Genomic DNA, 25,931 nt, shown 5'->3' on the forward strand with positions numbered 1-25,931 from the left:
CGGAAAGGAGGGGAAAGATGCCAGTCATTTTGAAAAAGTATGATCGGCTTCCTGGTTTTTGATGATGATTTTCACTGTGTGTAATTTATGTGGTAAAAATTTTCATCGTTTAATGGGGAGATGAAAAAATGATGCAAATGTTCAGTGGCGCTTCTTCGGGGGGATGGTTTGAAAAAGCGCAGCGCTTTGGTAAATCCTTTATGTTGCCTATCGCCGTGCTGCCCGCGGCGGGTCTGCTGCTGGGGATAGGCGGCGCGTTATCGAATCCCAATACGCTGGCGGCTTATCCGTTTTTAGACGTGGGCTGGCTTCAGGCCATTTTCACCATCATGAGCAGCGCAGGTTCAATCGTGTTTGCAAACCTCTCGGTGCTGTTTGCGGTTGGGGTCGCCGTCGGGCTGGCAAAAAGCGATAAGGGCACGGCTGGGCTGGCGGCGCTGCTCGCGTTTCTGGTGATGAATGCCACCATCAACGCGCTGCTGATCCTCACCGGCAAACTGGCGCATGAGAATCCGGGTGCAGTTGGGCAGGGCATGACGCTGGGGATCCAGACGCTGGAAACCGGCGTGTTTGGCGGCGTGGTGATTGGGCTGGTGACCTGCGCGCTCCATCACCGGTTTAATAAAATTGCGCTTCCGCAGTTCCTCGGATTCTTTGGCGGCTCGCGCTTTGTTCCCATCATCAGCTCGCTGGCGGCGATACTCGTCGGCGCGCTCATGACCGTGGTCTGGCCGCATTTCCAGAAACTGATTTTTGGTCTCGGCGGGCTGGTGGATGCCACCGGCTATCTGGGCACACTGCTGTACGGCTTTATTTTACGCATGCTGGGCCCGTTTGGTTTGCACCACATCTTCTATCTGCCGTTCTGGACTACCGCGCTCGGCGGCAGTGAGATTGTTAACGGTCACCTGGTTGAGGGCACACAGCGGATCTTCTTCGCCCAGCTGGCCGACCCGAACACGCAGCATTTCTATGAGGGAACGTCGCGCTTCATGTCCGGGCGCTTTATTACGATGATGTTTGGCCTGCTCGGCGCGTGTCTGGCGATGTACCACACGGCAAAACCGGAGAACAAAAAGCGCGTTGCCGGACTGCTGCTCTCTGCGGCGCTAACCTCGTTCCTGACTGGGATTACCGAGCCTATCGAGTTTTCCTTCCTGTTTATTGCACCGGTGCTTTACGTGATTCATGCGCTGTTTGACGGGCTGGCGTTCATGCTCGCGCACATGCTGCATATCACCATCGGGCAAACCTTCTCCGGCGGTTTTATCGACTTCGTGCTGTTCGGAATTTTGCAGGGAGAGGCCAAAACCAACTGGATGTTCGTTCCGCTGGTGGGCGTGCCGTGGTTCTTCCTTTACTACTTCACCTTCCGCTACCTGATTAACCGCTTTGATTTTGCCACGCCGGGTCGGGAAAAGGAGGCGATGGCCAGCGAAGTGACCTTCTCGCAGAGCGAGCGCGCCGTTGCGGTGATCGCGGGATTAGGCGGAAAAGAGAATCTGGAAGAGGTGGACTGCTGCGCCACGCGGCTTCGCGTCACGGTGAAAGATGGCAGCAAAGTGAATGACGCGGCGCTGAAAGCCACCGGCGCGCGCGGCGTTATCGTGCGCGGTAACGGTGTTCAGGTCATTTATGGCCCGCACGTCACGATTATCAAAAACGAAGTGGAAGAGATCTTATCGTAATGAAAACTGTACTGGATAACCTGAAGGGAAAACTGGTCGTCTCCTGTCAGGCGCTGGAAAATGAACCACTGCACAGCCCGTTTATTATGTCGCGGATGGCGCTGGCGGCGGCACAGGGCGGGGCCGCCGCCATTCGTGCCAACAGCGTGGTGGATATTGAGGCCATTAAGCAGCAGGTCTCTTTGCCTGTTATCGGCATCATCAAACGGGATTACCCGGAAAGCGAGGTGTTTATCACCGCCACGATGAAAGAGGTGGATGAGCTGATGGCCGCCTCTCCGGAAATCATTGCGCTTGATGCGACGGCGCGGGAGCGTCCCGGTGGTGAATCCCTGGAAACGCTGGTCACGCGCATTCGCTCGCGCTATCCCTCGGTACTGCTGATGGCGGATATTTCCACCGTGGGCGAAGCCGTGACGGCGCAGGCGCTTGGCTTTGACTGCGTCGGCACCACGCTTTACGGCTATACGGCGGAAACGGCGGGCCATTCGCTTCCGGAAAATGACTGCGCGTTCCTGAAGGCCGTGCTGGCCGCCGTGACGGTTCCCGTGATTGCCGAAGGCAACGTGGATACGCCTGAACGCGCGGCCAGATGCCTGGCGCTGGGCGCGCATACGGTCGTCGTCGGCGGCGCGATCACCCGTCCACAGCAAATTACCGAGCGTTTTATGGCGGCGATTGGCGCGCAAAGCACCGATGGAGCATGACCATCCGGCGGGGATCTGCGATACTTATCGTTTATCCCCTTTACTGAGATGACTATGCAGTACCCGATTAACGAGATGTTCCAGACCCTGCAAGGCGAGGGTTACTTTACCGGCGTTCCCGCTATTTTCATTCGTTTACAGGGATGCCCGGTTGGCTGTGCCTGGTGTGATACCAAACATACGTGGGATAAGCTCGCAGATCGGGAAGTGTCGCTGTTTAGCATTCTGGCGAAAACCAAAGAGAGCGATAAGTGGGGCGCGGGCAGTTCTGAAGATCTGCTGGCCATTATTGGTCGTCAGGGCTGGACGGCGCGCCACGTGGTGATCACCGGCGGTGAACCCTGCATCCACGATTTGACGCCGCTGACCGAGCTGCTCGAAAAGAACGGCTACAGCTGCCAGATTGAGACCAGCGGCACCCATGAAGTGCGCTGTTCACACACGACCTGGGTAACGGTATCGCCAAAAGTGAATATGCGCGGCGGGTATGACGTGCTGTCTCAGGCGCTGGAACGCGCGGATGAGATTAAGCACCCGGTAGGGCGCGTGCGTGATATCGAAGCGCTGGATGAACTGCTGGCCACGCTGACGGATGAAAAGCAGCGCGTCATTGCGCTACAGCCGATCAGCCAGAAAGACGACGCGACGCGCCTGTGCATTGAAACCTGTATTGCGCGTAACTGGCGCCTGTCGATGCAGACGCACAAATACCTGAATATTGCATAAAAAAGCCCGGTGGCGCTAGCGCTTACCGGGCCTACGGTTCGAGGCTCTTGTAGGCCGGGTAAGCGTCAGCGCCACCCGGCAAGCATCACTCCCCGCGATAGATACAGCCGGCGGTACAGGTCTCTTTGATCATCACTGCGCTCAGCAGCGGCACCAGCGGCTTCATCTGATCCCAAATCCATTTCGCCAGCACTTCGCTGGTCGGGTTTTCAAGGCCCGGGATATCATTCAGGTAGTAATGATCCAGACGATCGTAGGTCGGCTTAAACGCCGCCTTCAGCTCGGCAAAATCCATGATCCAACCGGTATGCGGATCAACTTCACCGGTGATCTCAAGACGCACCATGAACGAATGCCCGTGCAGACGGCCGCATTTATGCCCTTCAGGGACATGCGGAAGGTGGTGGGCGGCTTCGAAGGTGAAATCTTTAAACAGTGTGGTGGACATGATCGCTCTCAGTAATGCGGAAAAAACCGCCGCATAGTACCGGAAAGCACAATTTTTAGCATTAACTAAAACGGCTCTGAAGCCAGGCGTCTCGTTAACGGGCATTTTTTGTGGGTTTTATCGATAATTTTCAGTGGGTTAATTAATCGGTTTTATCGTTAAGTATGACAACTAAAACAGGTTAGTCCATTTGGTTATTTATTATTTCCATCCCTTCTTTAATTGTTATTATCCTCGCCGTTAACCTTATCTTCAGTTTGGATTTATTCGCTTAAAGTCCGCTTGGCTACTGGAACATAACGACGCATGACAACACAGGCCCCACCTTCAAATTTGCTTCCCCTGAACCCGGAGCAACTGGCGCGCCTTCAGGCTGCCACCTCTGATTTTTCTCCCACTCAGCTTGCCTGGGTCTCCGGTTATTTCTGGGGAATGCTCAATCAGCAGCCTGGCGCTGTGGCGGGTGCACCGGCAACGGCCGTTGAAATTCCGGCCATTACCCTGATTTCCGCCTCGCAGACGGGTAATGCGCGCCGCGTGGCCGAAGCGCTGCGTGACGACCTGCTGGCCGCCAAACTGAACGTGAACCTGGTCAACGCCGGGGATTATAAATTTAAGCAAATCGCGTCAGAAAAACTGCTGGTGGTGGTCGCCTCTACCCAGGGCGAAGGTGAACCCGCTGAAGAAGCGGTGGCGCTGCATAAGTTCCTGTTCTCGAAAAAAGCGCCGAAGCTGGATGGCACGGCGTTTGCCGTATTTGGCCTTGGCGATACCTCGTATGAATTCTTCTGCCAGTCCGGTAAAGACTTCGACAGCAGGCTGGCGGAGCTGGGCGCGGAGCGCCTGCTGGACCGAGTTGACGCGGATGTCGAATACCAGACCGCCGCCGCCGAATGGCGTGCGCGCATCGTTGAGGTGTTGAAAGCGCGCGTGCCGAAAGAGACGTCGGCGCAGGCCGCGCTCACCGCGACGGGTGTCGTCAACGACATTCACACCAGCCCGTACACCAAAGAGGCGCCGCTGACGGCGAGCCTGTCGGTGAACCAGAAAATTACCGGACGCGACTCGGAAAAAGACGTGCGCCATATCGAAATCGATCTCGGCGACTCTGGCCTGCGCTATCAGCCGGGCGACGCGCTGGGTATCTGGTACCAGAACGATCCGGCGCTGGTGAAAGAGCTGGTTGAGCTGCTGTGGCTGAAGGGTGACGAGCCCGTCACCGTTGACGGCAAAACCCAGCCGATTTCAGAGGCGCTGCAGTGGCATTTCGAACTGACGGTGAACACCCCGAATATCGTCGAAAATTATGCCACCTTAACGCGCAGCGAATCCCTGCTGCCGCTGGTGGGTGACAAAGCGAAGCTGCAGCATTACGCCGCGACGACGCCAATTGTTGATATGGTGCGTTTCTCTCCGGCTCAGCTGGATGCCGATGCGCTGATCGGCTTACTGCGTCCGCTGACCCCGCGTCTGTACTCCATCGCCTCTTCGCAGGCCGAAGTGGAGAGTGAAGTGCATATTACCGTCGGCGTGGTGCGCTACGACATCGAAGGCCGCGCCCGCGCGGGTGGGGCATCTAGTTTCCTGGCGGATCGCGTGGAAGAAGAGGGCGAAGTGCGCGTCTTTATCGAGCACAACGACAACTTCCGCCTGCCGGCGAACCCGGAAACGCCGGTCATCATGATTGGCCCAGGCACCGGCATTGCGCCGTTCCGCGCCTTCATGCAGCAGCGCGCGGCAGATGAAGCGCCGGGTAAAAACTGGCTGTTCTTCGGCAACCCGCACTTTACAGAAGATTTCCTCTACCAGGTTGAGTGGCAGCGCTATGTTAAAGAAGGCGTACTGACCCGCATCGATCTGGCCTGGTCCCGCGACCAGAAAGAAAAAGTATACGTACAAGACAAACTGCGCGAACAGGGCGCAGAGCTGTGGCGCTGGATCAATGACGGCGCCCACATTTATGTCTGCGGCGACGCCAATCGCATGGCGAAAGACGTTGAGCAGGCACTGCTGGAAGTGATTGCCGAATTCGGCGGTATGGATGCCGAAACGGCGGATGAATTTTTAAGTGAGCTGCGCGTTGAGCGCCGTTATCAGCGAGATGTCTACTAATGAGCGAAAAACATCCAGGGCCACTGGTGGTCGAAGGTAAACTGACAGACGCCGAGCGCATGAAGCTGGAAAGCAACTATCTGCGCGGCACCATTGCTGAAGATCTGAATGACGGTCTCACCGGCGGCTTCAAAGGCGACAACTTCCTGCTGATCCGCTTCCACGGTATGTACCAGCAGGACGATCGCGACATCCGCGCCGAGCGTGCCGAACAGAAGCTGGAGCCGCGCCATGCGATGCTGCTGCGCTGCCGCCTGCCGGGCGGGGTGATCACCACCAGGCAGTGGCAGGCGATCGACAAGTTTGCCGGTGAAAACACGATTTATGGCAGCATCCGCCTGACCAACCGTCAGACCTTCCAGTTCCACGGCATTCTGAAGAAGAACGTGAAGCCGGTGCATCAGATGCTGCACTCGGTCGGGCTGGACGCGCTGGCGACCGCCAACGACATGAACCGTAACGTGCTTTGCACCTCGAACCCGTATGAGTCCGAGCTGCACGCCGAAGCCTATGAGTGGGCGAAGAAGATCTCTGAGCATCTGCTGCCGCGCACCCGCGCCTATGCGGAGATTTGGCTCGATCAGGAAAAAGTCGCCACCACGGACGAAGAACCGATCCTTGGCCAGACCTATCTGCCGCGTAAGTTTAAAACCACGGTCGTGATCCCACCGCAGAACGATATCGATCTGCACGCCAACGACATGAACTTCGTGGCGATTGCCGAAAACGGCAAGCTGATTGGCTTTAACCTGCTGGTGGGCGGCGGCCTGTCCATTGAGCACGGTAATAAGAAAACCTACGCCCGTACCGCGAGCGAGTTCGGCTTCCTGCCGCTGGAGCACACGCTGGCCGTGGCGGAAGCGGTAGTAACCACCCAACGCGACTGGGGCAACCGTACCGACCGTAAAAACGCGAAAACCAAATACACCCTGGAGCGCGTGGGCGTTGAGACGTTCAAAGAGGAAGTGGAGCGTCGCGCAGGCATCAAGTTTGAGCCGATCCGCCCTTACGAATTCACCGGTCGCGGCGATCGTATTGGCTGGGTGAAGGGTATCGATAATAAATGGCACCTGACGCTGTTTATTGAAAACGGCCGTATTCTGGATTATCCGGGCCGTCCGCTGAAAACCGGTCTGCTGGAAATTGCTAAGATCCATAAAGGCGAATTCCGCATTACCGCTAACCAGAATCTCATTATTGCCGGCGTGCCGGAGAGCCAGAAGGCGAAGATCGAGAAGCTGGCGCGCGACCACGGGTTAATGGATGCGGTTAAGCCGCAGCGTGAAAACTCGATGGCCTGCGTGTCGTTCCCGACCTGCCCGCTGGCGATGGCCGAAGCGGAACGTTTCCTGCCGTCATTCACTGACAAGGTAGAAGCGATTCTGGAAAAACACGGTATTCCGGACGAGCATATTGTTATGCGCGTCACCGGCTGCCCGAACGGCTGCGGTCGCGCGATGCTGGCCGAGCTGGGTCTGGTGGGGAAAGCGCCGGGGCGCTATAACCTGCACCTGGGCGGTAACCGTATCGGCACGCGCATTCCGCGTATGTTCCGCGAGAACATTACCGAGCCGGAAATCCTTGATTCCATCGACGAGCTTGTCGGGCGCTGGGCGAAAGAGCGCGAAGTGGGTGAAGGCTTCGGCGACTTTACGGTGCGTGCGGGCATCATTCGCCCGGTGCTCGATCCCGCAAGGGATTTCTGGGAGTAACCCATCCTTTGCCCGGTGGCGCTTCGCTTACCGGGCCTACGGGTTTTGTAGGCCGGGCAAACGCAGTGCCGCCCGGCAAAACAGGTAAACGAGGTTCTTATGTCCGTACTCGATCTAAACGCCATTAACGATCTGCCCAAAGTCGAACGCATTCTGGCGCTGGCAGAAACCAATGCCCACCTTGAAAAGCTGGACGCCGAAGGGCGCGTGGCGTGGGCGCTGGAAAACCTGCCGGGAGACTATGTGCTCTCGTCGAGCTTTGGTATTCAGGCGGCGGTCAGCCTGCATCTGGTGAATCAGATCCGTCCGGACATTCCGGTGATCCTCACCGATACCGGCTACCTGTTCCCGGAAACCTACCAGTTTATTGACGAGCTGACGGACAAGCTCAAGCTGAACCTCAAAGTGTACCGCGCGACGGAAAGCGCGGCCTGGCAGGAGGCGCGCTACGGTAAGCTGTGGGAGCAGGGCGTTGAGGGCATTGAAAAATACAATGAGATCAACAAAGTCGAGCCGATGAACCGGGCGCTGAAAGAGCTTAATGCGCAGACGTGGTTTGCGGGCCTGCGTCGCGAGCAGTCCGGCAGCCGTGCAACCTTGCCGGTGCTGGCGGTCCAGCGCGGGGTGTTTAAAGTGCTGCCGATTATCGACTGGGATAACCGGACGGTGTATCAGTATCTGCAAAAACACGGGCTGAAGTACCATCCGCTGTGGGACCAGGGCTATCTGTCTGTGGGCGACACCCACACCACGCGCAAATGGGAACCGGGAATGGCGGAAGAAGAGACGCGATTCTTTGGGCTGAAGCGCGAGTGCGGGCTGCATGAAGGGTGATAACCTTTTTGCCCGGTGGCGCTGCGCTTACCGGGCCTACAAAGGCTTATCCTCCCTCTCCCTGTGGGAGAGGGTTGGGGTGAGGGCATCAGGCCTTAAAAACCTCAGGCTTTACCCGCCTTCGCCAGCTCCTTAACCAGCGGCAGCATAACCTTCACCACATCACGACTGCGGTGCTCAATGCGCTGAGGCAGCGCGCTGTCAATGTGCTGCTGATTATCCAGCATCACATTGTGCCAGCTTGTCCCGTCCGGGAAGGCTTTCGATTTAGCCCGCTGCTGATAGCCATCTTTCTTGCCCAATGCCCAGTTTGTCGCTTCCACGTACAGCACCGGGATGCCCGCCTTATCGAACACTTCCCCGTCGTTGCAGCAGCCCGTTCCTCGCGGATAATCCGGGTTACCGCCAGGGTTGCTGGTGGCATAAACGCCATGGCTGCGGGCAATCGCCAGCGCCCGGTCGCGCGTCAGTTTCCGCACGGGTCCCGGCGTACTCTGCCCGCTGTTGAAATAAAGTTTATCGCCGACGATCAGGTTATCGAGGTTGATCACCAGCAGCGTATTTTTCTTCTCCTCAGCGCTCATGCGCTTAAGGAGATTCTCAGCCCCGAGTTTGCCCTCTTCTTCACCGCTGGTAGCCACGAAACGAATGCCATACTGGGTTGGAATATCTTTCATCCGCTCGGCCAGTTCGAGCATCACGCCCAGGCCCGCCGCGTTGTCGTCCATGCCCTGCAGCGTCAGCCCGCCGAGGTTGTTATCCGTATCGGCATCGCTCATCGGGGCGTAGGTATCGAGGTGCGCCATAATAATAATCTGTTCAGCCGCGCTACCTTCATGCGCCGCGATAACCGTACTGCCGGTCACGTTATGCCAGTTTTTCGTTTTATTTCGTGAGGTATAGACGTAGCGGCTGTTAAACGACCGGATATCGCTCTGATAGCCCATCCCGGCAAACTGCTGGCGAAGATAGTCCGCGGAGAGCATCTCCGCAGGCGAACCGGTCATGCGGCCTGGAAAGACGGTGGCAATATGCCGCGCCTGCATAGTGGCGATTTCACCATAAGGTTGGTTTTTTGCCTGGGCAGGAAGAATAAAGCAAACGCCGAGCGCCAGGGCAGCAATACGGTGGCGCGTTGCGGAAAACATAGTGAGTCCTTAAAAACAGAGCAAAATATTAACCCGCCTAGTATGAAACTGTGATCGCCCATACACAATTTGAATTGCTCTTAAATGCCCGAAATTTCGCGTGTTAAGCACTTTTTGGTATTAGCTTTTTCACGGCGTTATTCCATTGAGTAACTACTCATTCCAATTCGTAATTTCATTCGGTCTAAGCCGCCCCCTATAGTCCCTTTATTCCTCGTTGTTAGTGAGTTGTTGCTTGTGGACTATCTGCCCTTATTTGCCGCGATAAAAGAGAAGCCGGTGCTGGTTGTAGGCACGGGTGAAATTGCCGATCGCAAAATCGCGTTTTTGCAGCGCGCAGGGGCGCAGGTGCGGGTAGTGGCAGAAGCGGATTTTGACGAATCACAAATCGATACCGTAGTGCTGGTGATTGCGGCGACCGAAGATCGCGACCTGAACCGGCGGATTTCCGACGCCGCTCAGGCCCGTTACCGCCTGGTGAACGTGGTGGACGACCAGCCGTTATGCTCGTTTATCTTCCCGTCGATCGTTGACCGTTCTCCGCTGCTGGTGGCGATCTCCTCCGGCGGTACCGCACCGGTGCTGGCGCGCGTGCTGCGTGAAAAAATCGAGGCGCTGCTGCCGACCAGCCTCGGGCGCATGGCGGAAAAAGCCAGCTTCTGGCGCAACCACCTTAAAACGCGCCTGACCAGCGTAACGGAACGCCGTCGCTTCTGGGAGCGCGTGTTTCGCGGCCGCTTTGCCAGCCTGATGCATGCCGGTAATGAGACGGCGGCGCAGAAAATCCTCGAGGACGAACTGGATAACCCCGGCAGCACGGGCGGGGAGATCATTCTGGTGGGGGCAGGGCCGGGCGATGCCGGGCTCCTGACGCTGCGCGGCCTGCAGGTGCTGCAGGACGCGGACGTGGTGTTCTACGACCATCTGGTCACCGACGGCGTGCGCGAGCTGATCCGTCGCGACGCGGAGCAAATCTGCGTCGGCAAACGGGCTGGCGAGCACTCGGTGCCGCAGCACGACACCAACCAGATGCTGGTTGACGCCGCCAAAGCGGGTAAAACCGTGGTGCGCCTGAAAGGGGGCGATCCGTTTATCTTCGGCCGCGGCGGCGAAGAGCTGCAGGCGGCAGCCGAAGCGGGCATACCGTTCCAGGTGGTGCCCGGCATCACGGCGGCTTCTGCGGTGACGGCCTACGCCGGTATCCCGCTGACCCACCGCGATTACGCCCAGAGCGTGACCTTCGTGACCGGCCACTACAAGGCCGACAGCACGCCGTTTGACTGGTCGCATCTCGCTCAGAGCCGCCAGACGCTGGCGATATACATGGGCACGATGAAGGCGGCGGATATCAGCGAACAGCTTATTCAGCACGGTCGCGAGGCGACGACGCCCGTTGCTGTCATTTCTCGCGGCACGCGCGTCGATCAGCACGTTGCGACGGGCACGCTGGAACATCTTGCAACCCTGGCGAAAGACGCCCCGATGCCTGCCCTGATCGTGGTGGGAGAAGTGGTGCAGCTGCACAGCACGCTCGCCTGGTTCCAACACACAACCGATACAGAAGGCTTTGGTTCTTCTGTCGTAAATTTGGCTTAAGGAACGGTTATGGACCAAAAACGTCTTACACACCTGCGGCAGCTCGAAGCGGAGAGTATCCATATCATCCGCGAAGTGGCCGCCGAATTTTCTAACCCGGTGATGATGTACTCCATCGGTAAAGATTCCAGCGTCATGCTGCATCTGGCGCGTAAAGCGTTTTATCCGGGCACGCTGCCGTTCCCGCTGCTGCACGTGGATACCGGCTGGAAATTCCGCGAAATGTACGAGTTCCGCGACCGTACCGCGAAAGCCTACGGCTGCGAGCTGCTGGTGCATAAAAACCCGGAAGGGGTGGCGATGGGCATTAACCCATTCGTGCACGGTAGCGCCAAGCACACCGATATCATGAAAACCGAAGGGCTGAAGCAGGCGCTGAATAAATACGGTTTTGACGCGGCCTTCGGCGGCGCGCGCCGCGACGAAGAGAAATCCCGCGCCAAAGAGCGTATCTACTCCTTCCGCGACCGCTTCCACCGCTGGGACCCCAAAAACCAGCGTCCGGAGCTGTGGCACAACTACAACGGTCAGATAAATAAAGGCGAAAGCATTCGCGTCTTCCCGCTCTCCAACTGGACCGAGCTGGATATCTGGCAGTACATCTATCTGGAAAACATCGAAATCGTTCCGCTGTATCTGGCCGCCGAGCGCCCGGTGCTGGAGCGTGACGGCATGCTGATGATGATCGACGATGATCGCATCGACCTGCAGCCGGGCGAAGTGATCAAAAAACAGATGGTCCGTTTCCGCACCCTCGGCTGCTGGCCGCTGACCGGCGCGGTGGAGTCCAGCGCGCAGACGCTGCCGGAGATCATCGAAGAGATGCTGGTGTCGACCACCAGCGAGCGACAGGGGCGCGTGATTGACCGCGACCAGGCAGGCTCCATGGAGCTGAAGAAACGTCAGGGTTATTTCTAAGGAGCCGCCATGAACACCACTATTGCTCAACAAATTGCCAACGAAGGCGGCGTGGAAGCGTATCTGCACGCGCAACAACACAAAAGCCTGCTGCGTTTTCTGACCTGCGGCAGCGTGGATGACGGGAAAAGTACCCTGATTGGCCGCCTGCTGCACGATACGCGCCAGATTTACGAAGATCAGCTCTCTTCCCTGCACAACGACAGCAAGCGTCACGGCACCCAGGGTGAAAAACTCGACCTGGCCCTGCTGGTGGATGGCCTGCAGGCGGAGCGCGAGCAGGGCATCACCATCGACGTGGCCTACCGCTACTTCTCTACCGAGAAGCGCAAATTTATTATTGCCGACACGCCAGGGCACGAGCAGTACACCCGTAACATGGCGACCGGCGCCTCCACCTGCGACCTGGCGATCCTGCTGATGGACGCGCGTAAAGGCGTGCTGGATCAGACTCGTCGTCACAGCTTTATCTCGACGCTGCTGGGGATCAAACACCTGGTGGTGGCGGTCAACAAGATGGACCTGGTGGGCTTTAGCGAAGAGAAGTTCGAGGCGATCCGCCAGAGCTATTTAACCTTTGCCGAACAGCTGCCGGGTAACCTGGATATCCGCTTTGTACCGCTCTCGGCGCTGGAAGGGGATAACGTCGCCTCCCAGAGCGCGAACATGCCGTGGTACAGCGGTCCTACGCTGCTGGAGGTGCTGGAAACCGTTGAAATCCAGCGCGTGGTCGACACCCAGCCGATGCGCTTCCCGGTGCAGTACGTGAACCGTCCAAACCTCGATTTCCGCGGCTTCTCAGGCACCCTCGCGTCAGGCTCCGTGAAGGTAGGTCAGCGCGTCAAGGTGCTGCCATCCGGCGTTGAATCGACCATCGCCCGCATCGTCACCTTCGACGGTGACCTGCAGGAAGCGGGCGCCGGTGAAGCCGTAACGCTGGTGCTGAAAGACGAAATTGATATCAGCCGGGGCGACCTGCTGGTCGACGCGCAGGAAACGCTGGTGGCAGTGCAGGGGGCTTCCGTGGACGTGGTCTGGATGGCAGAACAGCCGCTGACCGCTGGCCAGAGCTATGACATCAAAATTGCCGGCAAGAAAACCCGCGCCCGCGTGGACGGTATTCAGTTCCAGGTGGATATCAACAACCTGACCCAGCGTGACGTCACCGAGCTGCCGCTGAACGGCATCGGTCTGGTCGATCTGACCTTCGACGAACCGCTGGTGCTGGATCCGTATCAGCAGAACCCGGTCACGGGAGGGCTGATCTTTATCGACAGGCTGACCAACGTTACCGTCGGGGCCGGTATGGTTCGCGAACCGATTAAACAGGCTGCCGCGACGTCTGAATTCAGCGCCTTCGAGCTGGAACTGAACGCGCTGGTGCGTAAACACTTCCCGCACTGGGGCGCACGCGATCTGCTGGGAGGCAAGTAATGGCCGCCCATGATGAGAACGTCGTCTGGCATCCTCATCCGGTCACCGTCGCCCAGCGCGAACAGCTCCACGGTCACCGTGGGGTTGTGCTGTGGTTTACCGGGCTGTCCGGCTCGGGTAAATCGACGGTGGCAGGCGCGCTGGAAGAGGCGTTGCATCAGCAGGGCGTAAGCACGTACCTGCTGGACGGCGATAACGTGCGTCACGGCCTGTGCAGCGATTTAGGGTTTAGCGACGATGACCGCAAAGAGAACATCCGCCGGGTGGGCGAAGTCGCCAGCCTGATGGCTGACGCCGGGCTGGTGGTGCTGACCGCGTTTATCTCTCCGCACCGCGCCGAGCGCCAGATGGTGCGCGAACGCGTGGGCCAGGATCGCTTTATCGAGGTGTTTGTCGATACGCCGCTGGAGATTTGCGAAGCGCGCGACCCGAAAGGGCTGTACAAGAAAGCGCGTGCCGGAGAGCTGCGCAACTTCACCGGAATTGACGCGGTATACGAAGCGCCTGAATCGCCTGAAATTCACCTGGAAGGTCAACAATTGGTAACAAATTTAGTAAGCCAATTATTAGACCTGCTCAGACGGGACGATATTATCAGATCCTGAGGCGGTATCGTTCGGGAGCTGTCTTCCCGAACGATGAGTCACGGTCACAGGATTAGCTATGCGCAACAGTGAACATTACATCACCACCACCGGGTCGGAGCCGCTAGCGACCGACGACGAAACGACCTGGTCATTTCCTGGGGCCATCATTGGCTTCGTCTCATGGCTGCTGGCGCTTGGCATTCCGTTTCTTATCTACGGCGGCAACACGCTGTTCTTCTTTCTCTACACCTGGCCTTTCTTTCTGGCGTTGATGCCCGTGGCGGTTGTTGTCGGCATTGCGCTGCACTCTCTGCTCAACGGCAAGCTCCTCTACAGCACCGTGGTCACGATTGTGACGGTGGTTCTGATGTTTGGTCTGTTATTTTTGTGGCTCATGGGCTAACTTCAGCCATAATTCAAACCGTAACCAACTGTGTAACGATATTGTGCAGGACGATTCTGCGGAAAAAATGTGGTACATTTGCCCGCGATGTTGCGGCATCTCTGTTACCCCGGCGTAGTGCTCTGGGGAAGTCTTGGGATGATGATGCCGTTTTTCAGGGGGCAGGATGGGTAAACTAACGCTGCTGTTGCTGGCTTTGCTAATCTGGCTGCAATATTCGCTGTGGTTCGGTAAGAACGGACTGCACGACTATAGCCGGGTGAGCGATGACGTCGCGGCTCAGCAGGCAACAAACGCCAAACTTAAGGCGCGAAACGATCAACTCTTTGCTGAAATTGATGACCTCAATGGCGGGCAAGAGGCGATTGAGGAACGCGCACGCAATGAACTCAGTATGACTAAGCCGGGCGAAACCTTTTATCGTCTGGTTCCGGATGCGTCTAAACGCAATCAGGGCTCAGCACAAAACAATCGATAATCAGGCCCAGGATTACGACATGGCAGTAACTTTTTCGGACGTATGCGCCGTGGTGCCGGCCGCAGGTTTTGGCCGGCGCATGCAGACAGAATGTCCCAAGCAGTACCTCTCTATTGGCGATAAAACGATCCTCGAGCACGCCGTGGCGGCGCTGCTGGCGCACCCGCGTGTGACGCGTGTGATCATCGCTATCAGCCCTGGTGATGCGCGCTTCGCGCAGCTGCCGCTGGCAAATCATCCACACATTACCGTCGTTGACGGTGGCGTCGAGCGCGCCGATTCCGTGCTGGCGGGCATTCAGGCCGCCGGAAACGCGTCGTGGGTGCTGGTGCATGACGCGGCGCGTCCTTGCCTGCATCAGGACGACCTTGCGCGCCTGCTGGCCCTGAGCGAAACAAGCAAGGTTGGTGGGATTCTGGCCGCACCGGTGCGCGACACCATGAAGCGCGCCGAGCCGGGCAAACAGGCTATCGCCCACACCGTCGATCGCGTCGATTTATGGCACGCGCTGACGCCACAATTTTTCCCCCGCGAATTACTCCACGACTGCCTAACGCGTGCGCTTAAAGAAGGCGCGACCATCACGGACGAAGCCTCCGCGCTGGAGTATTGCGGTTTCCACCCTGAGCTTGTTGAAGGACGCGCTGATAATATAAAAGTGACGCGTCCGGAAGATTTACAGCTCGCGGAATTTTATCTTACCCGTTCGACCCATCAGGAGAAGGCATAATGCGAATTGGACACGGTTTTGATGTACACGCCTTTGGCGGAGAAGGCCCAATTATCATTGGCGGCGTGCGCATTCCCTATGAAAAAGGACTGCTGGCGCATTCTGATGGCGACGTGGCACTGCATGCGCTGACCGACGCGCTGTTGGGCGCTGCCGCGCTGGGTGACATCGGCAAGCTGTTCCCGGACACCGACCCGGCATTCAAAGGAGCGGACAGCCGCGAGCTGCTGCGCGAAGCGTGGCGCCGCATTCAGGCGAAAGGTTACACCCTCGGCAACGTCGACGTGACGATTATTGCCCAGGCCCCGAAAATGCTGCCGCACATTCCGCAGATGCGCGTGTTTATTGCAGAAGATCTGGGCTGTCATATGGACGACGTGAACGTCAAAGCGACGACGACCGAGAAGCTGGGCTTTACCGGGCGTGGTGAAGGGATTGCCTGTGAGGCCGTGGCGCTGCTGGTGAAGGCGAGCAAATGACGGACTTCGACAACCTGACGTACCTGCACGGTAAACCGCAGGGGACCGGGGTGCTGAAAGCCAGCCCGGAAGATTTTCTCGTGGTGGAGGATCTGGGCTTTGAGCCGGATGGCGAAGGCGAACATATCCTGGTGCGTATTCTGAAAAATGGCTGCAATACCCGCTTTGTGGCCGACGCGCTGGCAAAATTCCTCAAAATTCATGCCCGCGAAGTGAGCTTTGCCGGACAGAAAGATAAACACGCCGTCACGGAACAGTGGCTCTGCGCGCGCGTTCCCGGCAATACGATGCCTGATTTAAGCAAATTTGAGCTTGAAGGCTGTAAGGTACTGGAGTTCGCCCGCCACAAGCGCAAACTGCGTCTGGGGGCGTTGAAGGGGAACGACTTTACGCTGGTGCTGCGTGAAGTGTCCCACCGCGAAGATGTTGAAAAACGTCTGAACGCTATCAGTGAACGCGGCGTACCGAACTACTTTGGCGCGCAGCGCTTTGGCATTGGCGGCAGCAACCTGCAGGGCGCGCTGCGCTGGGCGCAAAGCGATGCCCCGGTGCGCGACAGGAATAAACGCAGTTTTTGGTTGTCGGCGGCCCGCAGCGCGTTGTTTAATCAGATTGTGAGCGAAAGGCTGAAAAAACCGGACGCGAATCAAGTTGTTGTTGGCGATGCGCTACAATTAGCGGGACGCGGAAGCTGGTTTGTGGCAACGGCCGAAGAAATGGCCGATGTGCAGTCGCGCGTGGACGCAAAAGCGCTGATGATTACCGCCGCGTTGCCGGGTACGGGCGACTGGGGAACACAGGGCGACGCGCTGGCCGCCGAGCAGTCAGCCGTAGCGGATGCGCCAGAATTGCAGTCCTTGCTGGTGCGGGAAAAAGTCGAAGCGGCACGCCGCGCGATGCTGCTCTATCCGCAGCAGTTAAGCTGGAACTGGTGGGATGACGTAACCGTCGAGTTACGCTTCTGGCTACCGGCAGGTAGCTTTGCCACCAGTGTTGTCAGGGAACTTATCAACACCTCGGGTGATTATGCGAATATTGCTGAGTAACGATGACGGGATCCACGCGCCAGGCATTCAGACCCTGGCGAAACACCTCCGCGAATTTGCGGACGTGCAGGTCGTGGCGCCCGATCGTAACCGCAGTGGAGCGTCTAACTCTCTGACGCTGGAGTCGTCGCTTCGCACCTTTACCTTTGAAAATGGCGATATTGCCGTGCAGATGGGTACGCCAACCGACTGCGTTTTTCTGGGCGTGAACACGCTGATGCGGCCGCGTCCGGATATTGTTGTTTCCGGCATTAACGCCGGTCCTAACCTTGGCGATGACGTGATTTACTCTGGCACCGTGGCGGCCGCAATGGAAGGGCGCCATCTGGGGTTCCCGGCGCTGGCGGTCTCGTTAAACGGCCACACGCACTACGACACCGCCGCCGCGGTGACCTGTTCGATCCTGCGGGCGCTCGGCCGCGAGCCGTTGCGTACCGGACGCATCCTCAACATCAACGTGCCGGATCTTCCCCTCGACGAAATTAAAGGCATTCGCGTCACCCGTTGCGGGAGTCGACACCCTGCCGATCAGGTGATCCCGCAGCAGGATCCTCGCGGCAACACGCTTTACTGGATTGGCCCTCCCGGCGATAAGTGCGATGCGGGTCCGGATACCGACTTTGCCGCCGTAGATGAAGGCTATGTTTCGGTTACCCCGTTGCACGTAGATTTAACCGCGTATAGCGCGCATGATGTGGTGTCGGGCTGGCTGGATCGCGCAGGAGTGAACGCGCAATGGTAAACAAACGTGTACAAACTCTTCTGGAACAACTCCGCGCGCAGGGGATCCGCGACGAGCACGTGCTTGAAGCGCTTGCTCAGGTTCCGCGTGAGAAATTTGTAGACGAGGCGTTTGAACACAAAGCGTGGGAAAACGTAGCGCTGCCCATCGGACAGGGCCAGACGATTTCGCAGCCTTACATGGTGGCGCGCATGACGGAGCTGCTGGAGCTGACGCCCGACTCCCGCGTGCTGGAGATTGGCACCGGGTCGGGGTATCAAACCGCGATCCTGGCGCATCTGGTTCATCATGTATGCTCCGTTGAGCGGATTAAAGGTTTACAGTGGCAGGCGCGTCGTCGCCTGAAACAACTTGATTTACATAATGTTTCGACACGACACGGTGATGGATGGCAGGGTTGGAAGGCGCGCGCGCCGTTTGACGCGATCATCGTGACGGCGGCCCCGCCTGAAATTCCTGCGGCCCTGTTGTCGCAGCTGGATGAGGGGGGCATTCTTGTTCTGCCCGTCGGGGACGAGCAGCAGCTTTTGAAGCGCGTTCGTCGGCGCGGCGGCGAGTTTATTATCGACACCGTGGAAGCCGTGCGCTTTGTGCCTCTGGTAAAGGGGGAGTTGGCCTGAGACTCGGAATTATCCAGGGTTATTAAGGCAAATTCAGCGTATGGTGTGGCGCGAAAGATTCGTGTCATCACGGTAAATTTTAAGTCACTGGTAGTTAACACATTCCTGGGGGATAAATGAGCGCGGGAAGCCCTAAATTCACCATCAGCCGTGTTGCGGCATTATCACTGGTTTCGCTCTGGCTGGCAGGCTGTACAAGTTCTAACAACGCGCCTGCACCCGTCAGTTCTGTCGGCGGAAACAGCGGCTCGGGTAACACGTCCAGCGGAATGTTGATCACTCCTCCGCCTAAAATGGGTACCTCTACGGCGCAACAAAATCCGCCAATCCAGCCGGTTCAGCGTCCAATGACGCAGCCGACACAGATTCAGCCAGTGGAACAGCCTGTTCAGACCCAAAATGGCCGCATAGTCTATAACCGTCAGTATGGGAACATTCCGAAAGGCAGCTATACCGGTGGCAGCACCTATACCGTGAAACGCGGCGATACGCTGTTCTATATTGCGTGGATCACCGGGAACGATTTCCGTGACCTCGCGCAGCGCAATAACGTCCAGGCCCCGTACGGTCTGGAAGTCGGGCAAACGCTCCAGGTGGGCAACGCAACGGGCACGCCGCTTACGCCTGGCAACACCGTTTCAGCGGCCGATGTGACGGCTCAAAATAACAGCGTTAAGCCTGCACAAAAATCCACCACGGTGGTTGCTTCACAACCTGTAATTACGTATTCTGAGGATTCAGGTGATCAGACTGCTAACAAAATGTTGCCGAATAATAAAGGGACTGCGACTGTTGTCACAGCACCGGTTACGGCACCTGTGGTTAGCTCTACTGAACCGACTGCCAGCAGTATGACCTCCAGTTCGCCAATCTCTGCATGGCGCTGGCCAACTGACGGCAAGGTTATCGAGAACTTCTCTTCCTCCGAGGGGGGAAATAAAGGGATCGATATCGCAGGGAGTAAAGGACAGGCTATCATCGCGACCGCAGACGGGCGCGTTGTGTATGCCGGTAACGCTCTGCGCGGTTACGGTAATCTTATTATCATCAAACATAACGATGATTACCTGAGTGCCTACGCCCATAACGACACAATGCTGGTCCGGGAACAACAAGAAGTTAAGGCGGGGCAAAAAATCGCTACCATGGGTAGCACCGGAACCAGTTCTACACGCTTGCATTTTGAAATTCGTTACAAGGGGAAATCCGTAAACCCGCTGCAGTATTTGCCGCAGCGATAATTTGACGGGGCATGCCAGCCAGGGTGTCTCGTTCAGGGATCACGGGTAGGAGCCACCTTATGAGTCAGAATACGCTGAAAGTTCATGATTTAAATGAAGACGCGGAATTTGATGAGAACGGAGTAGAGGCTTTTGACGAAAAAGCCTTAGTAGAAGAGGAACCCAGTGATAACGATTTGGCTGAAGAAGAGCTGTTATCGCAGGGCGCCACACAGCGTGTACTGGACGCGACTCAGCTTTACCTTGGGGAGATTGGTTACTCCCCACTGCTAACGGCCGAAGAAGAAGTCTATTTCGCACGTCGTGCTTTGCGTGGTGATGTAGCCTCGCGTCGTCGCATGATTGAAAGTAACCTGCGACTGGTCGTGAAAATTGCCCGCCGTTACGGCAATCGTGGTCTGGCTCTGCTGGATCTGATTGAAGAGGGCAACTTAGGTCTCATCCGCGCAGTTGAGAAGTTTGACCCGGAACGCGGGTTCCGTTTCTCAACCTACGCGACCTGGTGGATTCGTCAGACCATCGAACGGGCTATTATGAACCAGACCCGTACGATCCGCCTGCCGATTCACATCGTCAAAGAGTTGAACGTTTATCTGCGCACCGCGCGCGAGTTGTCCCATAAACTGGACCACGAGCCAAGCGCAGAAGAGATTGCCGAGCAACTCGATAAACCGGTTGATGACGTTAGCCGTATGCTGCGTCTCAACGAGCGCATTACCTCCGTTGACACCCCGCTGGGTGGCGACTCCGAAAAAGCGCTGCTGGACATCCTGGCCGATGAAAAAGACAACGGTCCGGAAGACACCACGCAGGACGATGACATGAAACAGAGCATCGTCAAATGGCTGTTCGAGCTGAACGCCAAACAGCGTGAAGTGCTGGCACGTCGTTTCGGTTTACTGGGGTATGAAGCTGCGACACTGGAAGACGTCGGCCGCGAAATTGGCCTGACCCGTGAACGTGTTCGTCAGATTCAGGTTGAAGGTCTGCGCCGCCTGCGTGAAATCCTGCAGGGGCAAGGTCTGAATATCGAAGCGCTGTTCCGCGAATAAGCAACCTTTCGTCAAAAAAGGCCCGTCGTGAGACGGGCCTTTTTCTTTTGCGCTACGGCTTAGCCGTTTCGTGCAGCAGACGCCACACTATCCGATCGCCTTCCTGATTGAGCACCGCGGTTGACCAGCGCACGTTGACGGGCAGGTCCGGCCGGTTTTGCGTCTCCCGGTAGTGGAGCACCGCGCCACGATCCCATTGCTGGATCGTGGATAATTCGTCAATGACGATCTTTAGTCCGGGACGGCTTCCGCGCTGTTTTTCCAGAAAACTGACCAGACCGGCATAGTCGATATGAGCGCCACCCGGCGGGATCATCAGAAAATCCGGGCTGAAGCGGGCGAGGAGGGCGTCGGAATCACCTTCACCTTTGCCTAACCAGTCTTCGAGCGCAATGTGGAGGTCGATTATGTCGTGTTCGAAAGGCGTCATGAATTCTCCTGTCGCAGCTGGGTGAGCACCTGCGTATTGTTAAGACGAAAAACGTACAGTACAGGCAGCAAGGTCATGCCTGCGGCAAAAATAAACATCCCGTGCCAGGCGGCGAGCGGTGTCAGCCAGGCCTGCGCCAGGTTCAGCGCCTGCGCCAGCAGCAGGGCTCCGGCAAAAAAGCTCAGCTGACGATTAAGATTCCACAGCGCGCTGGCATCCGGCATCTCTTCCCGGCGCGTCGTCAGAAAAGCGCTGCTCTGAGCCGTACTGCTGCACAGGCTTCCCCCCGCGCCCATCAGGGTAAACGCAGCGGCAGGCAGCAGCGTAGCCGAACTGACGTTAATCAAAAGCAGGATACCCGTCGCCTGCAGCAGGCAGCCGATGACGATCAGCGGTCGGGGGCCGATGCGGTTAAAATAGCGTCCCGTTGCCGTGATGGCGATAAACGATGCCATGGACCACGGCAGCATGAGCATCCCCGTTGCGGCGGGGCTCATGTTCGCCACATGCTGAAGATAAAACATGCCCGTGACGTTCACCCCAATAAATACGCCGGGAACGCATAAATAAACAAGCATCGAAAAACGCAAAAGCGGGTCCGCGAGCAACGACAGGTTTAGCGGTCTGGCCGCTTTCATCGCGGGCATCTCGTGTTTAAGCCACAGGCAGGCCAAAACAAAGGTCACGATAGCGACCGGTAGCGTGGCGAAAAATATCCATCGCCAGCTTAGCGTCTGCACTAGCAGGCCTCCGATAGCAGGGGAGCAGGCCGGGGCAAGCAACGCCACCAGCATCACCGCCGAGGAGAGTCGGGCACGCTCGTGAGGCTTAAACTGTTGCCAGGTCAGCGCCTGTCCGACGGGGATCAGTAAACCTCCACCCACGCCCTGGATCGCTCGCCAGGCGATCAGGCTTTCAAGCGTTGCAGACAGGCCCGCCGCAGCGGAGGCTGCGCTGAACAGAAAAAGCGAGAGCAGGATGACGCCCTTAGGCCCGATTCGTCGCGTAAGCACGCTGCTGAACGGGATCACCAGCGTCAGGCCGGCTATGTAGCCGTTGCTGACCCAGGCGAGGGCTGAAGGCGTGGTGTTAAACGCGTGGGCCATTGCCGGGAAGGCGACGCTGGCAATAAACATATTTATTAAATCAAGAAAAAAGCCCAGCAGATAAACAACGGCGACTTTGCTGCGATACGTCATGGTGGATCCTCCGGTGAGGTGGCGTATCGTATCGATCCGGGAAGCACGGATAAACCTGACAAAGCGCGATATACTGTCAAAAATATTTTGACAGTAAAAGGCGTGATGATGATTAACCTGCAGCGGGCTCAGATGTTTGTCGCGGTGGCCGACACCGGCAGTTTCACTGCCGCAGCCGAGGCAATGGGGCTGACAAAAGCCGTGGTCAGCTTCAATATTCGCCAGCTAGAAGATGAGCTGGGCGTTACGCTGCTGCTGCGCTCCACCCGCCGTCTGACGTTAACCGAGGCGGGCGCGCTATTTCATCAGCGCAGCGTGGCGCTTCTGAAGGATGCGGAACGGCTGCAGGATGATGTCCGCGCGAATCATGCGGGGCTTACTGGCGAACTGCGGATCACGACTACGCCCGAGTATGGCTCACAGGTGGTGGTGCCGCTGCTGGCCAGGTTTAGCCAGCAGCACCCTGATCTTCGCGTGCGGCACGTTTCGTCGTCCCTGCACGCCGATCTTATCTCGGAGCGCTTTGACGTAGCCATCCGGCTGGGAACGCTTGCCGATTCGCGCAACCACGCCGCGCTGATTGCGCACTTCTCCATTCTCCCCGTCGCGACGCCCGGGTGGCTGGTTAACCATCCGATCGAAACGCTTGCACAGCTGGCCCACGCGGACTGGATTATTCACGAGCGTCTGGCCTCGCCGCTGCGCTGGCAGGTGAAGGATGCCAGCGGTGCGCCTGAAACGCTGGAGATAAAAAAAGCGCCGCGCCTGTTTGCCGACAGCGCTCAGGCCCTTATGGCCTTTGCACTTGCTGGCGGAGGCGTGGCGTTACTGCCGGAATGGCTGGCGCGCGATGCGCTTGATGCGGGAAAACTGGTCCCGGTTTTACCGGGATATAACTTTGCGCGGCAGGGCATCTATGCGGTTTATCCTGATGCCCGGCATGTGTCAGCGAAAGTGCGCACCTTTATTGATTTTATGCGCGCCAGCGTGAATTAATCGTGCATCATCTTTTTGATGAGCGCGGAGAACTGCTCCCGCTCGGCCTTGTTAAGACGTCCTAAAAACGCCTCATCCACCTCGTTGCCAACCGGTTTACAGCCAGCAAGCAGGGCTTCACCTTCTGGCGTCAGGAAGACAAACCGGCGGCGCTTATCGGCCGGATCGTGCTCGCGTTTGACCAGACCGCGCGCCTCCATGCGGCTGAGCATCTCCGCCAGGGTCGCTTTCGTGCTGACCGCCACTTCGGTCAACGCCACCTGTTCAATACCCGGATGCTCGGCAATAGAGCGCATCACCGCATACTGTGGCTTGGTCAGTTCCGGTAAGGCATGTTGCCACTGCGCGGTATGCTGTTGAAAAAGCTGACGTAACAGGTGGAACGCCTCTTGTCTTAGTTCCATGAACACTCCGACGGAAAAAATCTCTCCCCTATGATAGCCGCTATTGCTCTCAATTTTAACGCGGCATCTTTTAGCCATTCGTGTGATCGTATGCGAACGATCTTGCCAGGAAAACGATCCTGGAGTAGCTTATTTATAATGTTCGTGTACGAACAAATAATTGAGGTGATGAATGAGATTGATAGTAGGAATGACGGGGGCAACGGGCGCACCGCTGGGCGTGGCGCTGCTGCAGGCGCTTCGGGAAATGCCGGAGGTGGAGACGCATCTGGTGATGTCTAAGTGGGCAAAAACCACCATTGAGCTGGAAACGCCTTACACCGCGCAGGACGTTGCTGCTTTGGCTGACGTTGTCCACAGTCCGGCTGACCAGGCCGCCACCATCTCCTCCGGCTCGTTTCGCACCGACGGCATGATCGTCATTCCCTGCAGCATGAAAACGCTGGCGGGTATCCGCGCGGGCTACGCCGAAGGGCTGGTGGGACGCGCGGCGGACGTGGTGCTGAAAGAGGGGCGCAAGCTGGTATTGGTTCCCCGTGAAACGCCGCTCAGCACCATTCATCTTGAGAACATGCTTGCCCTTTCCCGCATGGGCGTGGCGATGGTGCCGCCCATGCCAGCCTATTACAACCACCCGCAAACCGCCGATGACATTACCCAGCACATCGTGACCCGCGTGCTCGACCAGTTCGGTCTGGAGCATAAAAAGGCGCGCCGCTGGAACGGGCTGCGGGAGGCGAAACATTTTGCACAGGAGAATAAAGATGGCATTTGATGATTTGAGAAGCTTCCTGCAGGCGCTCGATGAGCAAGGGCAACTGCTGAAAATTGAGGAAGAGGTTAACGCCGAGCCCGATCTGGCGGCGGCAGCCAACGCGACCGGCCGCATTGGCGACGGCGCGCCCGCGCTGTGGTTCGACAACATTCGTGGCTTTACCGATGCCCGCGTGGTGATGAACACCATCGGCTCCTGGCAGAACCACGCCATTTCGATGGGGCTGCCTGCGAACACCCCGGTTAAAAAACAGATCGACGAGTTTATCCGCCGCTGGGATAAATTCCCCGTCACGCCGGAGCGCCGCGCTAACCCGGCCTGGGCGCAGAATACGGTCGACGGGGAGGACATTAACCTGTTCGATATCCTGCCGCTGTTTCGCCTGAACGACGGTGACGGCGGTTTTTATCTCGATAAAGCGTGCGTTGTCTCGCGCGACCCGCTCGACCCGGACCACTTCGGCAAGCAGAACGTCGGGATCTACCGTATGGAAGTGAAGGGCAAGCGCAAGCTCGGCCTCCAGCCGGTTCCGATGCACGATATCGCCCTGCATCTGCACAAAGCGGAAGAGCGTGGTGAAGACCTGCCGATTGCGATTACGCTGGGCAACGACCCGATCATCACCCTGATGGGCGCCACGCCGCTGAAATACGATCAGTCCGAGTATGAAATGGCCGGCGCGCTGCGTGAAAGCCCGTACCCGATTGCCACCGCGCCGCTGACCGGCTTCGATGTGCCGTGGGGTTCTGAAGTGATTCTGGAAGGGGTGATTGAAGGCCGCAAGCGGGAAATCGAGGGGCCGTTTGGCGAGTTTACCGGACACTATTCCGGTGGCCGTAACATGACGGTTGTCCGTATCGACAAAGTTTCTTACCGCACCAAACCGATTTTTGAGTCGCTCTACCTCGGCATGCCGTGGACCGAGATTGACTATCTGATGGGACCGGCTACCTGCGTGCCGCTCTACCAGCAGCTTAAAGCGGAGTTTCCGGAAGTGCAGGCGGTGAATGCGATGTACACCCACGGTCTGCTGGCGATTATCTCCACCAAAAAACGCTACGGCGGTTTTGCCCGCGCGGTCGGTTTACGCGCCATGACCACGCCGCACGGTCTGGGCTACGTGAAGATGGTAATCATGGTGGATGAGGATGTCGATCCGTTCAACCTCCCGCAGGTAATGTGGGCGCTGTCGTCAAAAGTGAACCCGGCAGGGGATCTGGTGCAGCTGCCGAACATGTCGGTCCTTGAACTCGATCCCGGTTCCAGCCCGGCAGGCATTACCGACAAGCTGATTATCGATGCCACCACGCCTGTCGCGCCGGACACCCGGGGCCACTACAGTCAGCCGGTACAGGATCTGCCTGAAACCAAAGCCTGGGCTGAAAAACTGACCGCGATGCTGGCAGCACGTCAATAAGGAGGAAAA

At 57.6% G+C, this 25,931-nt stretch carries 27 protein-coding genes; 22 read left to right on the plus strand and 5 right to left on the minus strand.

The window, feature by feature from the left end; all coding sequences use genetic code 11:
- The first annotated feature begins 128 nt into the window (after positions 1 to 128).
- The 3 genes from BJ885_RS15485 to queE are packed head-to-tail and all read left to right on the plus strand — an operon-like array spanning position 129 to position 3,121.
- Positions 129 to 1,688: a PTS transporter subunit EIIC gene (locus tag BJ885_RS15485; RefSeq protein ID WP_121932259.1), complete on the plus strand. Its 1,560-nt coding sequence runs from the start codon at positions 129 to 131 to the stop codon at positions 1,686 to 1,688.
- On the plus strand, positions 1,688 to 2,395 hold the full coding sequence (locus tag BJ885_RS15490) for an N-acetylmannosamine-6-phosphate 2-epimerase (RefSeq protein WP_029741548.1): 708 nt from the start codon (positions 1,688 to 1,690) through the stop codon (positions 2,393 to 2,395). Before BJ885_RS15485 ends, BJ885_RS15490 begins: the two co-directional genes overlap by 1 nt.
- A 54-nt stretch (positions 2,396 to 2,449) precedes the next feature.
- On the plus strand, positions 2,450 to 3,121 hold the full coding sequence (gene queE / locus BJ885_RS15495; RefSeq protein ID WP_023333236.1) for a 7-carboxy-7-deazaguanine synthase QueE: 672 nt from the start codon (positions 2,450 to 2,452) through the stop codon (positions 3,119 to 3,121).
- Between the two features lie 85 nt (positions 3,122 to 3,206).
- Here queE and queD read toward each other — a convergent pair whose 3' ends face one another.
- Positions 3,207 to 3,569, minus strand: coding sequence for a 6-carboxytetrahydropterin synthase QueD (gene queD, locus BJ885_RS15500; protein WP_023309002.1), 363 nt, complete (start codon positions 3,567 to 3,569; stop codon positions 3,207 to 3,209).
- 306 nt (positions 3,570 to 3,875) lie between these two features.
- On the opposite strand from queD, the gene cysJ reads away from it, so the two are divergent.
- The 3 genes from cysJ (at position 3,876) to cysH (ending at position 8,227) form a co-directional block, all read left to right on the plus strand.
- Positions 3,876 to 5,681: an NADPH-dependent assimilatory sulfite reductase flavoprotein subunit gene (cysJ, locus tag BJ885_RS15505; RefSeq protein ID WP_121932260.1), complete on the plus strand. Its 1,806-nt coding sequence runs from the start codon at positions 3,876 to 3,878 to the stop codon at positions 5,679 to 5,681.
- Positions 5,681 to 7,393 (plus strand): assimilatory sulfite reductase (NADPH) hemoprotein subunit, encoded by a 1,713-nt coding sequence (cysI, locus tag BJ885_RS15510; RefSeq protein WP_121932261.1) that lies wholly within the window; start codon positions 5,681 to 5,683, stop codon positions 7,391 to 7,393. The genes cysJ and cysI overlap by 1 nt, the downstream gene beginning before the upstream one ends.
- A 99-nt stretch (positions 7,394 to 7,492) precedes the next feature.
- Positions 7,493 to 8,227: a phosphoadenosine phosphosulfate reductase gene (cysH, locus tag BJ885_RS15515; protein WP_047646261.1), complete on the plus strand. Its 735-nt coding sequence runs from the start codon at positions 7,493 to 7,495 to the stop codon at positions 8,225 to 8,227.
- Between the two features lie 104 nt (positions 8,228 to 8,331).
- On the opposite strand, the gene BJ885_RS15520 is transcribed toward cysH, so the two are convergent.
- A complete protein-coding gene (locus BJ885_RS15520; protein ID WP_121932262.1) occupies positions 8,332 to 9,375 on the minus strand; it encodes an aminopeptidase in 1,044 nt (347 codons plus the stop codon).
- Positions 9,376 to 9,612: 237 nt separating this feature from the next.
- Here BJ885_RS15520 and cysG point away from each other — a divergent pair, with 237 nt between their 5' ends.
- The 13 genes from cysG to rpoS all read left to right on the plus strand — a co-directional run bounded on the left by cysG (position 9,613) and on the right by rpoS (position 20,701).
- A complete protein-coding gene (gene cysG, locus BJ885_RS15525) occupies positions 9,613 to 10,971 on the plus strand; it encodes a siroheme synthase CysG (RefSeq protein WP_023308997.1) in 1,359 nt (452 codons plus the stop codon).
- Between the two features lie 9 nt (positions 10,972 to 10,980).
- Positions 10,981 to 11,889, plus strand: a complete 909-nt coding sequence (gene cysD / locus BJ885_RS15530; protein WP_006811770.1) for a sulfate adenylyltransferase subunit CysD — start codon at positions 10,981 to 10,983, stop codon at positions 11,887 to 11,889.
- A 9-nt stretch (positions 11,890 to 11,898) separates the two neighbouring features.
- Positions 11,899 to 13,323, plus strand: coding sequence for a sulfate adenylyltransferase subunit CysN (gene cysN, locus BJ885_RS15535; protein ID WP_121932263.1), 1,425 nt, complete (start codon positions 11,899 to 11,901; stop codon positions 13,321 to 13,323).
- Positions 13,323 to 13,928: an adenylyl-sulfate kinase gene (gene cysC / locus BJ885_RS15540; protein ID WP_010434543.1), complete on the plus strand. Its 606-nt coding sequence runs from the start codon at positions 13,323 to 13,325 to the stop codon at positions 13,926 to 13,928. The genes cysN and cysC overlap by 1 nt, the downstream gene beginning before the upstream one ends.
- Before the next feature lie 58 nt (positions 13,929 to 13,986).
- The gene (locus tag BJ885_RS15545; RefSeq protein ID WP_008499610.1) at positions 13,987 to 14,313 is read left to right on the plus strand and encodes a DUF3561 family protein; all 327 of its coding nucleotides are present in this window, start codon (positions 13,987 to 13,989) and stop codon (positions 14,311 to 14,313) included.
- A gap of 166 nt (positions 14,314 to 14,479) precedes the next feature.
- Complete coding sequence (gene ftsB, locus BJ885_RS15550) at positions 14,480 to 14,791, plus strand: cell division protein FtsB (protein ID WP_008499609.1); 312 nt, start codon at positions 14,480 to 14,482, stop codon at positions 14,789 to 14,791.
- Between the two features lie 19 nt (positions 14,792 to 14,810).
- Positions 14,811 to 15,521 carry a 2-C-methyl-D-erythritol 4-phosphate cytidylyltransferase gene (ispD, locus tag BJ885_RS15555; protein WP_121932264.1) on the plus strand — a complete coding sequence of 237 codons (711 nt, stop codon included), beginning with the start codon at positions 14,811 to 14,813 and terminating at the stop codon, positions 15,519 to 15,521.
- On the plus strand, positions 15,521 to 16,000 hold the full coding sequence (gene ispF, locus BJ885_RS15560) for a 2-C-methyl-D-erythritol 2,4-cyclodiphosphate synthase (RefSeq protein WP_008499607.1): 480 nt from the start codon (positions 15,521 to 15,523) through the stop codon (positions 15,998 to 16,000). Before ispD ends, ispF begins: the two co-directional genes overlap by 1 nt.
- Entirely contained in the window at positions 15,997 to 17,046 is a 1,050-nt protein-coding gene (gene truD / locus BJ885_RS15565) for a tRNA pseudouridine(13) synthase TruD (RefSeq protein ID WP_047059981.1), read from the plus strand. The genes ispF and truD overlap by 4 nt, the downstream gene beginning before the upstream one ends.
- Entirely contained in the window at positions 17,027 to 17,788 is a 762-nt protein-coding gene (gene surE, locus BJ885_RS15570; RefSeq protein ID WP_121932265.1) for a 5'/3'-nucleotidase SurE, read from the plus strand. The genes truD and surE overlap by 20 nt, the downstream gene beginning before the upstream one ends.
- A complete protein-coding gene (locus BJ885_RS15575; protein WP_023333224.1) occupies positions 17,782 to 18,408 on the plus strand; it encodes a protein-L-isoaspartate(D-aspartate) O-methyltransferase in 627 nt (208 codons plus the stop codon). The genes surE and BJ885_RS15575 overlap by 7 nt, the downstream gene beginning before the upstream one ends.
- Before the next feature lie 116 nt (positions 18,409 to 18,524).
- Positions 18,525 to 19,649: a murein hydrolase activator NlpD gene (gene nlpD / locus BJ885_RS15580; RefSeq protein WP_029741538.1), complete on the plus strand. Its 1,125-nt coding sequence runs from the start codon at positions 18,525 to 18,527 to the stop codon at positions 19,647 to 19,649.
- Between the two features lie 59 nt (positions 19,650 to 19,708).
- Positions 19,709 to 20,701 carry an RNA polymerase sigma factor RpoS gene (gene rpoS / locus BJ885_RS15585; RefSeq protein ID WP_008499600.1) on the plus strand — a complete coding sequence of 331 codons (993 nt, stop codon included), beginning with the start codon at positions 19,709 to 19,711 and terminating at the stop codon, positions 20,699 to 20,701.
- A gap of 52 nt (positions 20,702 to 20,753) precedes the next feature.
- Here the strand turns inward: rpoS and BJ885_RS15590 are convergent, their stop codons facing one another.
- Both BJ885_RS15590 and BJ885_RS15595 read right to left on the minus strand, forming a co-directional pair.
- Positions 20,754 to 21,131 carry a DUF4440 domain-containing protein gene (locus tag BJ885_RS15590; protein ID WP_121932266.1) on the minus strand — a complete coding sequence of 126 codons (378 nt, stop codon included), beginning with the start codon at positions 21,129 to 21,131 and terminating at the stop codon, positions 20,754 to 20,756.
- Positions 21,128 to 22,330, minus strand: coding sequence for an MFS transporter (locus tag BJ885_RS15595; protein ID WP_121932267.1), 1,203 nt, complete (start codon positions 22,328 to 22,330; stop codon positions 21,128 to 21,130). The genes BJ885_RS15590 and BJ885_RS15595 overlap by 4 nt, the downstream gene beginning before the upstream one ends.
- Positions 22,331 to 22,438: 108 nt before the next feature.
- Between BJ885_RS15595 and BJ885_RS15600 the strand changes: the two genes are divergently transcribed.
- On the plus strand, positions 22,439 to 23,326 hold the full coding sequence (locus BJ885_RS15600) for a LysR family transcriptional regulator (protein ID WP_121932268.1): 888 nt from the start codon (positions 22,439 to 22,441) through the stop codon (positions 23,324 to 23,326).
- Here BJ885_RS15600 and BJ885_RS15605 read toward each other — a convergent pair.
- Entirely contained in the window at positions 23,323 to 23,730 is a 408-nt protein-coding gene (locus BJ885_RS15605; RefSeq protein WP_023308984.1) for a MarR family winged helix-turn-helix transcriptional regulator, read from the minus strand. The genes BJ885_RS15600 and BJ885_RS15605 overlap by 4 nt on opposite strands.
- 172 nt (positions 23,731 to 23,902) lie before the next feature.
- On the opposite strand from BJ885_RS15605, the gene BJ885_RS15610 reads away from it, so the two are divergent.
- Both BJ885_RS15610 and BJ885_RS15615 read left to right on the plus strand, forming a co-directional pair.
- A complete protein-coding gene (locus BJ885_RS15610; protein WP_023308983.1) occupies positions 23,903 to 24,505 on the plus strand; it encodes a non-oxidative hydroxyarylic acid decarboxylases subunit B in 603 nt (200 codons plus the stop codon).
- Positions 24,495 to 25,922, plus strand: coding sequence for a non-oxidative hydroxyarylic acid decarboxylases subunit C (locus tag BJ885_RS15615; protein WP_023308982.1), 1,428 nt, complete (start codon positions 24,495 to 24,497; stop codon positions 25,920 to 25,922). Before BJ885_RS15610 ends, BJ885_RS15615 begins: the two co-directional genes overlap by 11 nt.
- The last annotated feature ends 9 nt before the right edge of the window (positions 25,923 to 25,931 follow it).

The sequence above is a fragment of the Enterobacter sp. WP_7_1 genome, assembly GCF_003688535.1.
Lineage (GTDB): Bacteria > Pseudomonadota > Gammaproteobacteria > Enterobacterales > Enterobacteriaceae > Enterobacter > Enterobacter asburiae.

Excerpts from the sequence above, each read along its gene's own strand:
- BJ885_RS15485 (WP_121932259.1), top strand. The coding sequence starts at position 129 with ATGATGCAAATGTTCAGTGGCGCTTCTTCGGGGGGATGGTTTGAAAAA.
- BJ885_RS15490 (WP_029741548.1), top strand. The coding sequence starts at position 1,688 with ATGAAAACTGTACTGGATAACCTGAAGGGAAAACTGGTCGTCTCCTGT.
- queE (WP_023333236.1), top strand. The coding sequence starts at position 2,450 with ATGCAGTACCCGATTAACGAGATGTTCCAGACCCTGCAAGGCGAGGGT.
- queD (WP_023309002.1), bottom strand. The coding sequence starts at position 3,569 with ATGTCCACCACACTGTTTAAAGATTTCACCTTCGAAGCCGCCCACCAC.
- cysJ (WP_121932260.1), top strand. The coding sequence starts at position 3,876 with ATGACAACACAGGCCCCACCTTCAAATTTGCTTCCCCTGAACCCGGAG.
- cysI (WP_121932261.1), top strand. The coding sequence starts at position 5,681 with ATGAGCGAAAAACATCCAGGGCCACTGGTGGTCGAAGGTAAACTGACA.
- cysH (WP_047646261.1), top strand. The coding sequence starts at position 7,493 with ATGTCCGTACTCGATCTAAACGCCATTAACGATCTGCCCAAAGTCGAA.
- BJ885_RS15520 (WP_121932262.1), bottom strand. The coding sequence starts at position 9,375 with ATGTTTTCCGCAACGCGCCACCGTATTGCTGCCCTGGCGCTCGGCGTT.
- cysD (WP_006811770.1), top strand. The coding sequence starts at position 10,981 with ATGGACCAAAAACGTCTTACACACCTGCGGCAGCTCGAAGCGGAGAGT.
- cysN (WP_121932263.1), top strand. The coding sequence starts at position 11,899 with ATGAACACCACTATTGCTCAACAAATTGCCAACGAAGGCGGCGTGGAA.
- cysC (WP_010434543.1), top strand. The coding sequence starts at position 13,323 with ATGGCCGCCCATGATGAGAACGTCGTCTGGCATCCTCATCCGGTCACC.
- BJ885_RS15545 (WP_008499610.1), top strand. The coding sequence starts at position 13,987 with ATGCGCAACAGTGAACATTACATCACCACCACCGGGTCGGAGCCGCTA.
- ftsB (WP_008499609.1), top strand. The coding sequence starts at position 14,480 with ATGGGTAAACTAACGCTGCTGTTGCTGGCTTTGCTAATCTGGCTGCAA.
- ispD (WP_121932264.1), top strand. The coding sequence starts at position 14,811 with ATGGCAGTAACTTTTTCGGACGTATGCGCCGTGGTGCCGGCCGCAGGT.
- ispF (WP_008499607.1), top strand. The coding sequence starts at position 15,521 with ATGCGAATTGGACACGGTTTTGATGTACACGCCTTTGGCGGAGAAGGC.
- truD (WP_047059981.1), top strand. The coding sequence starts at position 15,997 with ATGACGGACTTCGACAACCTGACGTACCTGCACGGTAAACCGCAGGGG.
- surE (WP_121932265.1), top strand. The coding sequence starts at position 17,027 with ATGCGAATATTGCTGAGTAACGATGACGGGATCCACGCGCCAGGCATT.
- BJ885_RS15575 (WP_023333224.1), top strand. The coding sequence starts at position 17,782 with ATGGTAAACAAACGTGTACAAACTCTTCTGGAACAACTCCGCGCGCAG.
- nlpD (WP_029741538.1), top strand. The coding sequence starts at position 18,525 with ATGAGCGCGGGAAGCCCTAAATTCACCATCAGCCGTGTTGCGGCATTA.
- rpoS (WP_008499600.1), top strand. The coding sequence starts at position 19,709 with ATGAGTCAGAATACGCTGAAAGTTCATGATTTAAATGAAGACGCGGAA.
- BJ885_RS15590 (WP_121932266.1), bottom strand. The coding sequence starts at position 21,131 with ATGACGCCTTTCGAACACGACATAATCGACCTCCACATTGCGCTCGAA.
- BJ885_RS15595 (WP_121932267.1), bottom strand. The coding sequence starts at position 22,330 with ATGACGTATCGCAGCAAAGTCGCCGTTGTTTATCTGCTGGGCTTTTTT.
- BJ885_RS15600 (WP_121932268.1), top strand. The coding sequence starts at position 22,439 with ATGATTAACCTGCAGCGGGCTCAGATGTTTGTCGCGGTGGCCGACACC.
- BJ885_RS15605 (WP_023308984.1), bottom strand. The coding sequence starts at position 23,730 with ATGGAACTAAGACAAGAGGCGTTCCACCTGTTACGTCAGCTTTTTCAA.
- BJ885_RS15610 (WP_023308983.1), top strand. The coding sequence starts at position 23,903 with ATGAGATTGATAGTAGGAATGACGGGGGCAACGGGCGCACCGCTGGGC.
- BJ885_RS15615 (WP_023308982.1), top strand. The coding sequence starts at position 24,495 with ATGGCATTTGATGATTTGAGAAGCTTCCTGCAGGCGCTCGATGAGCAA.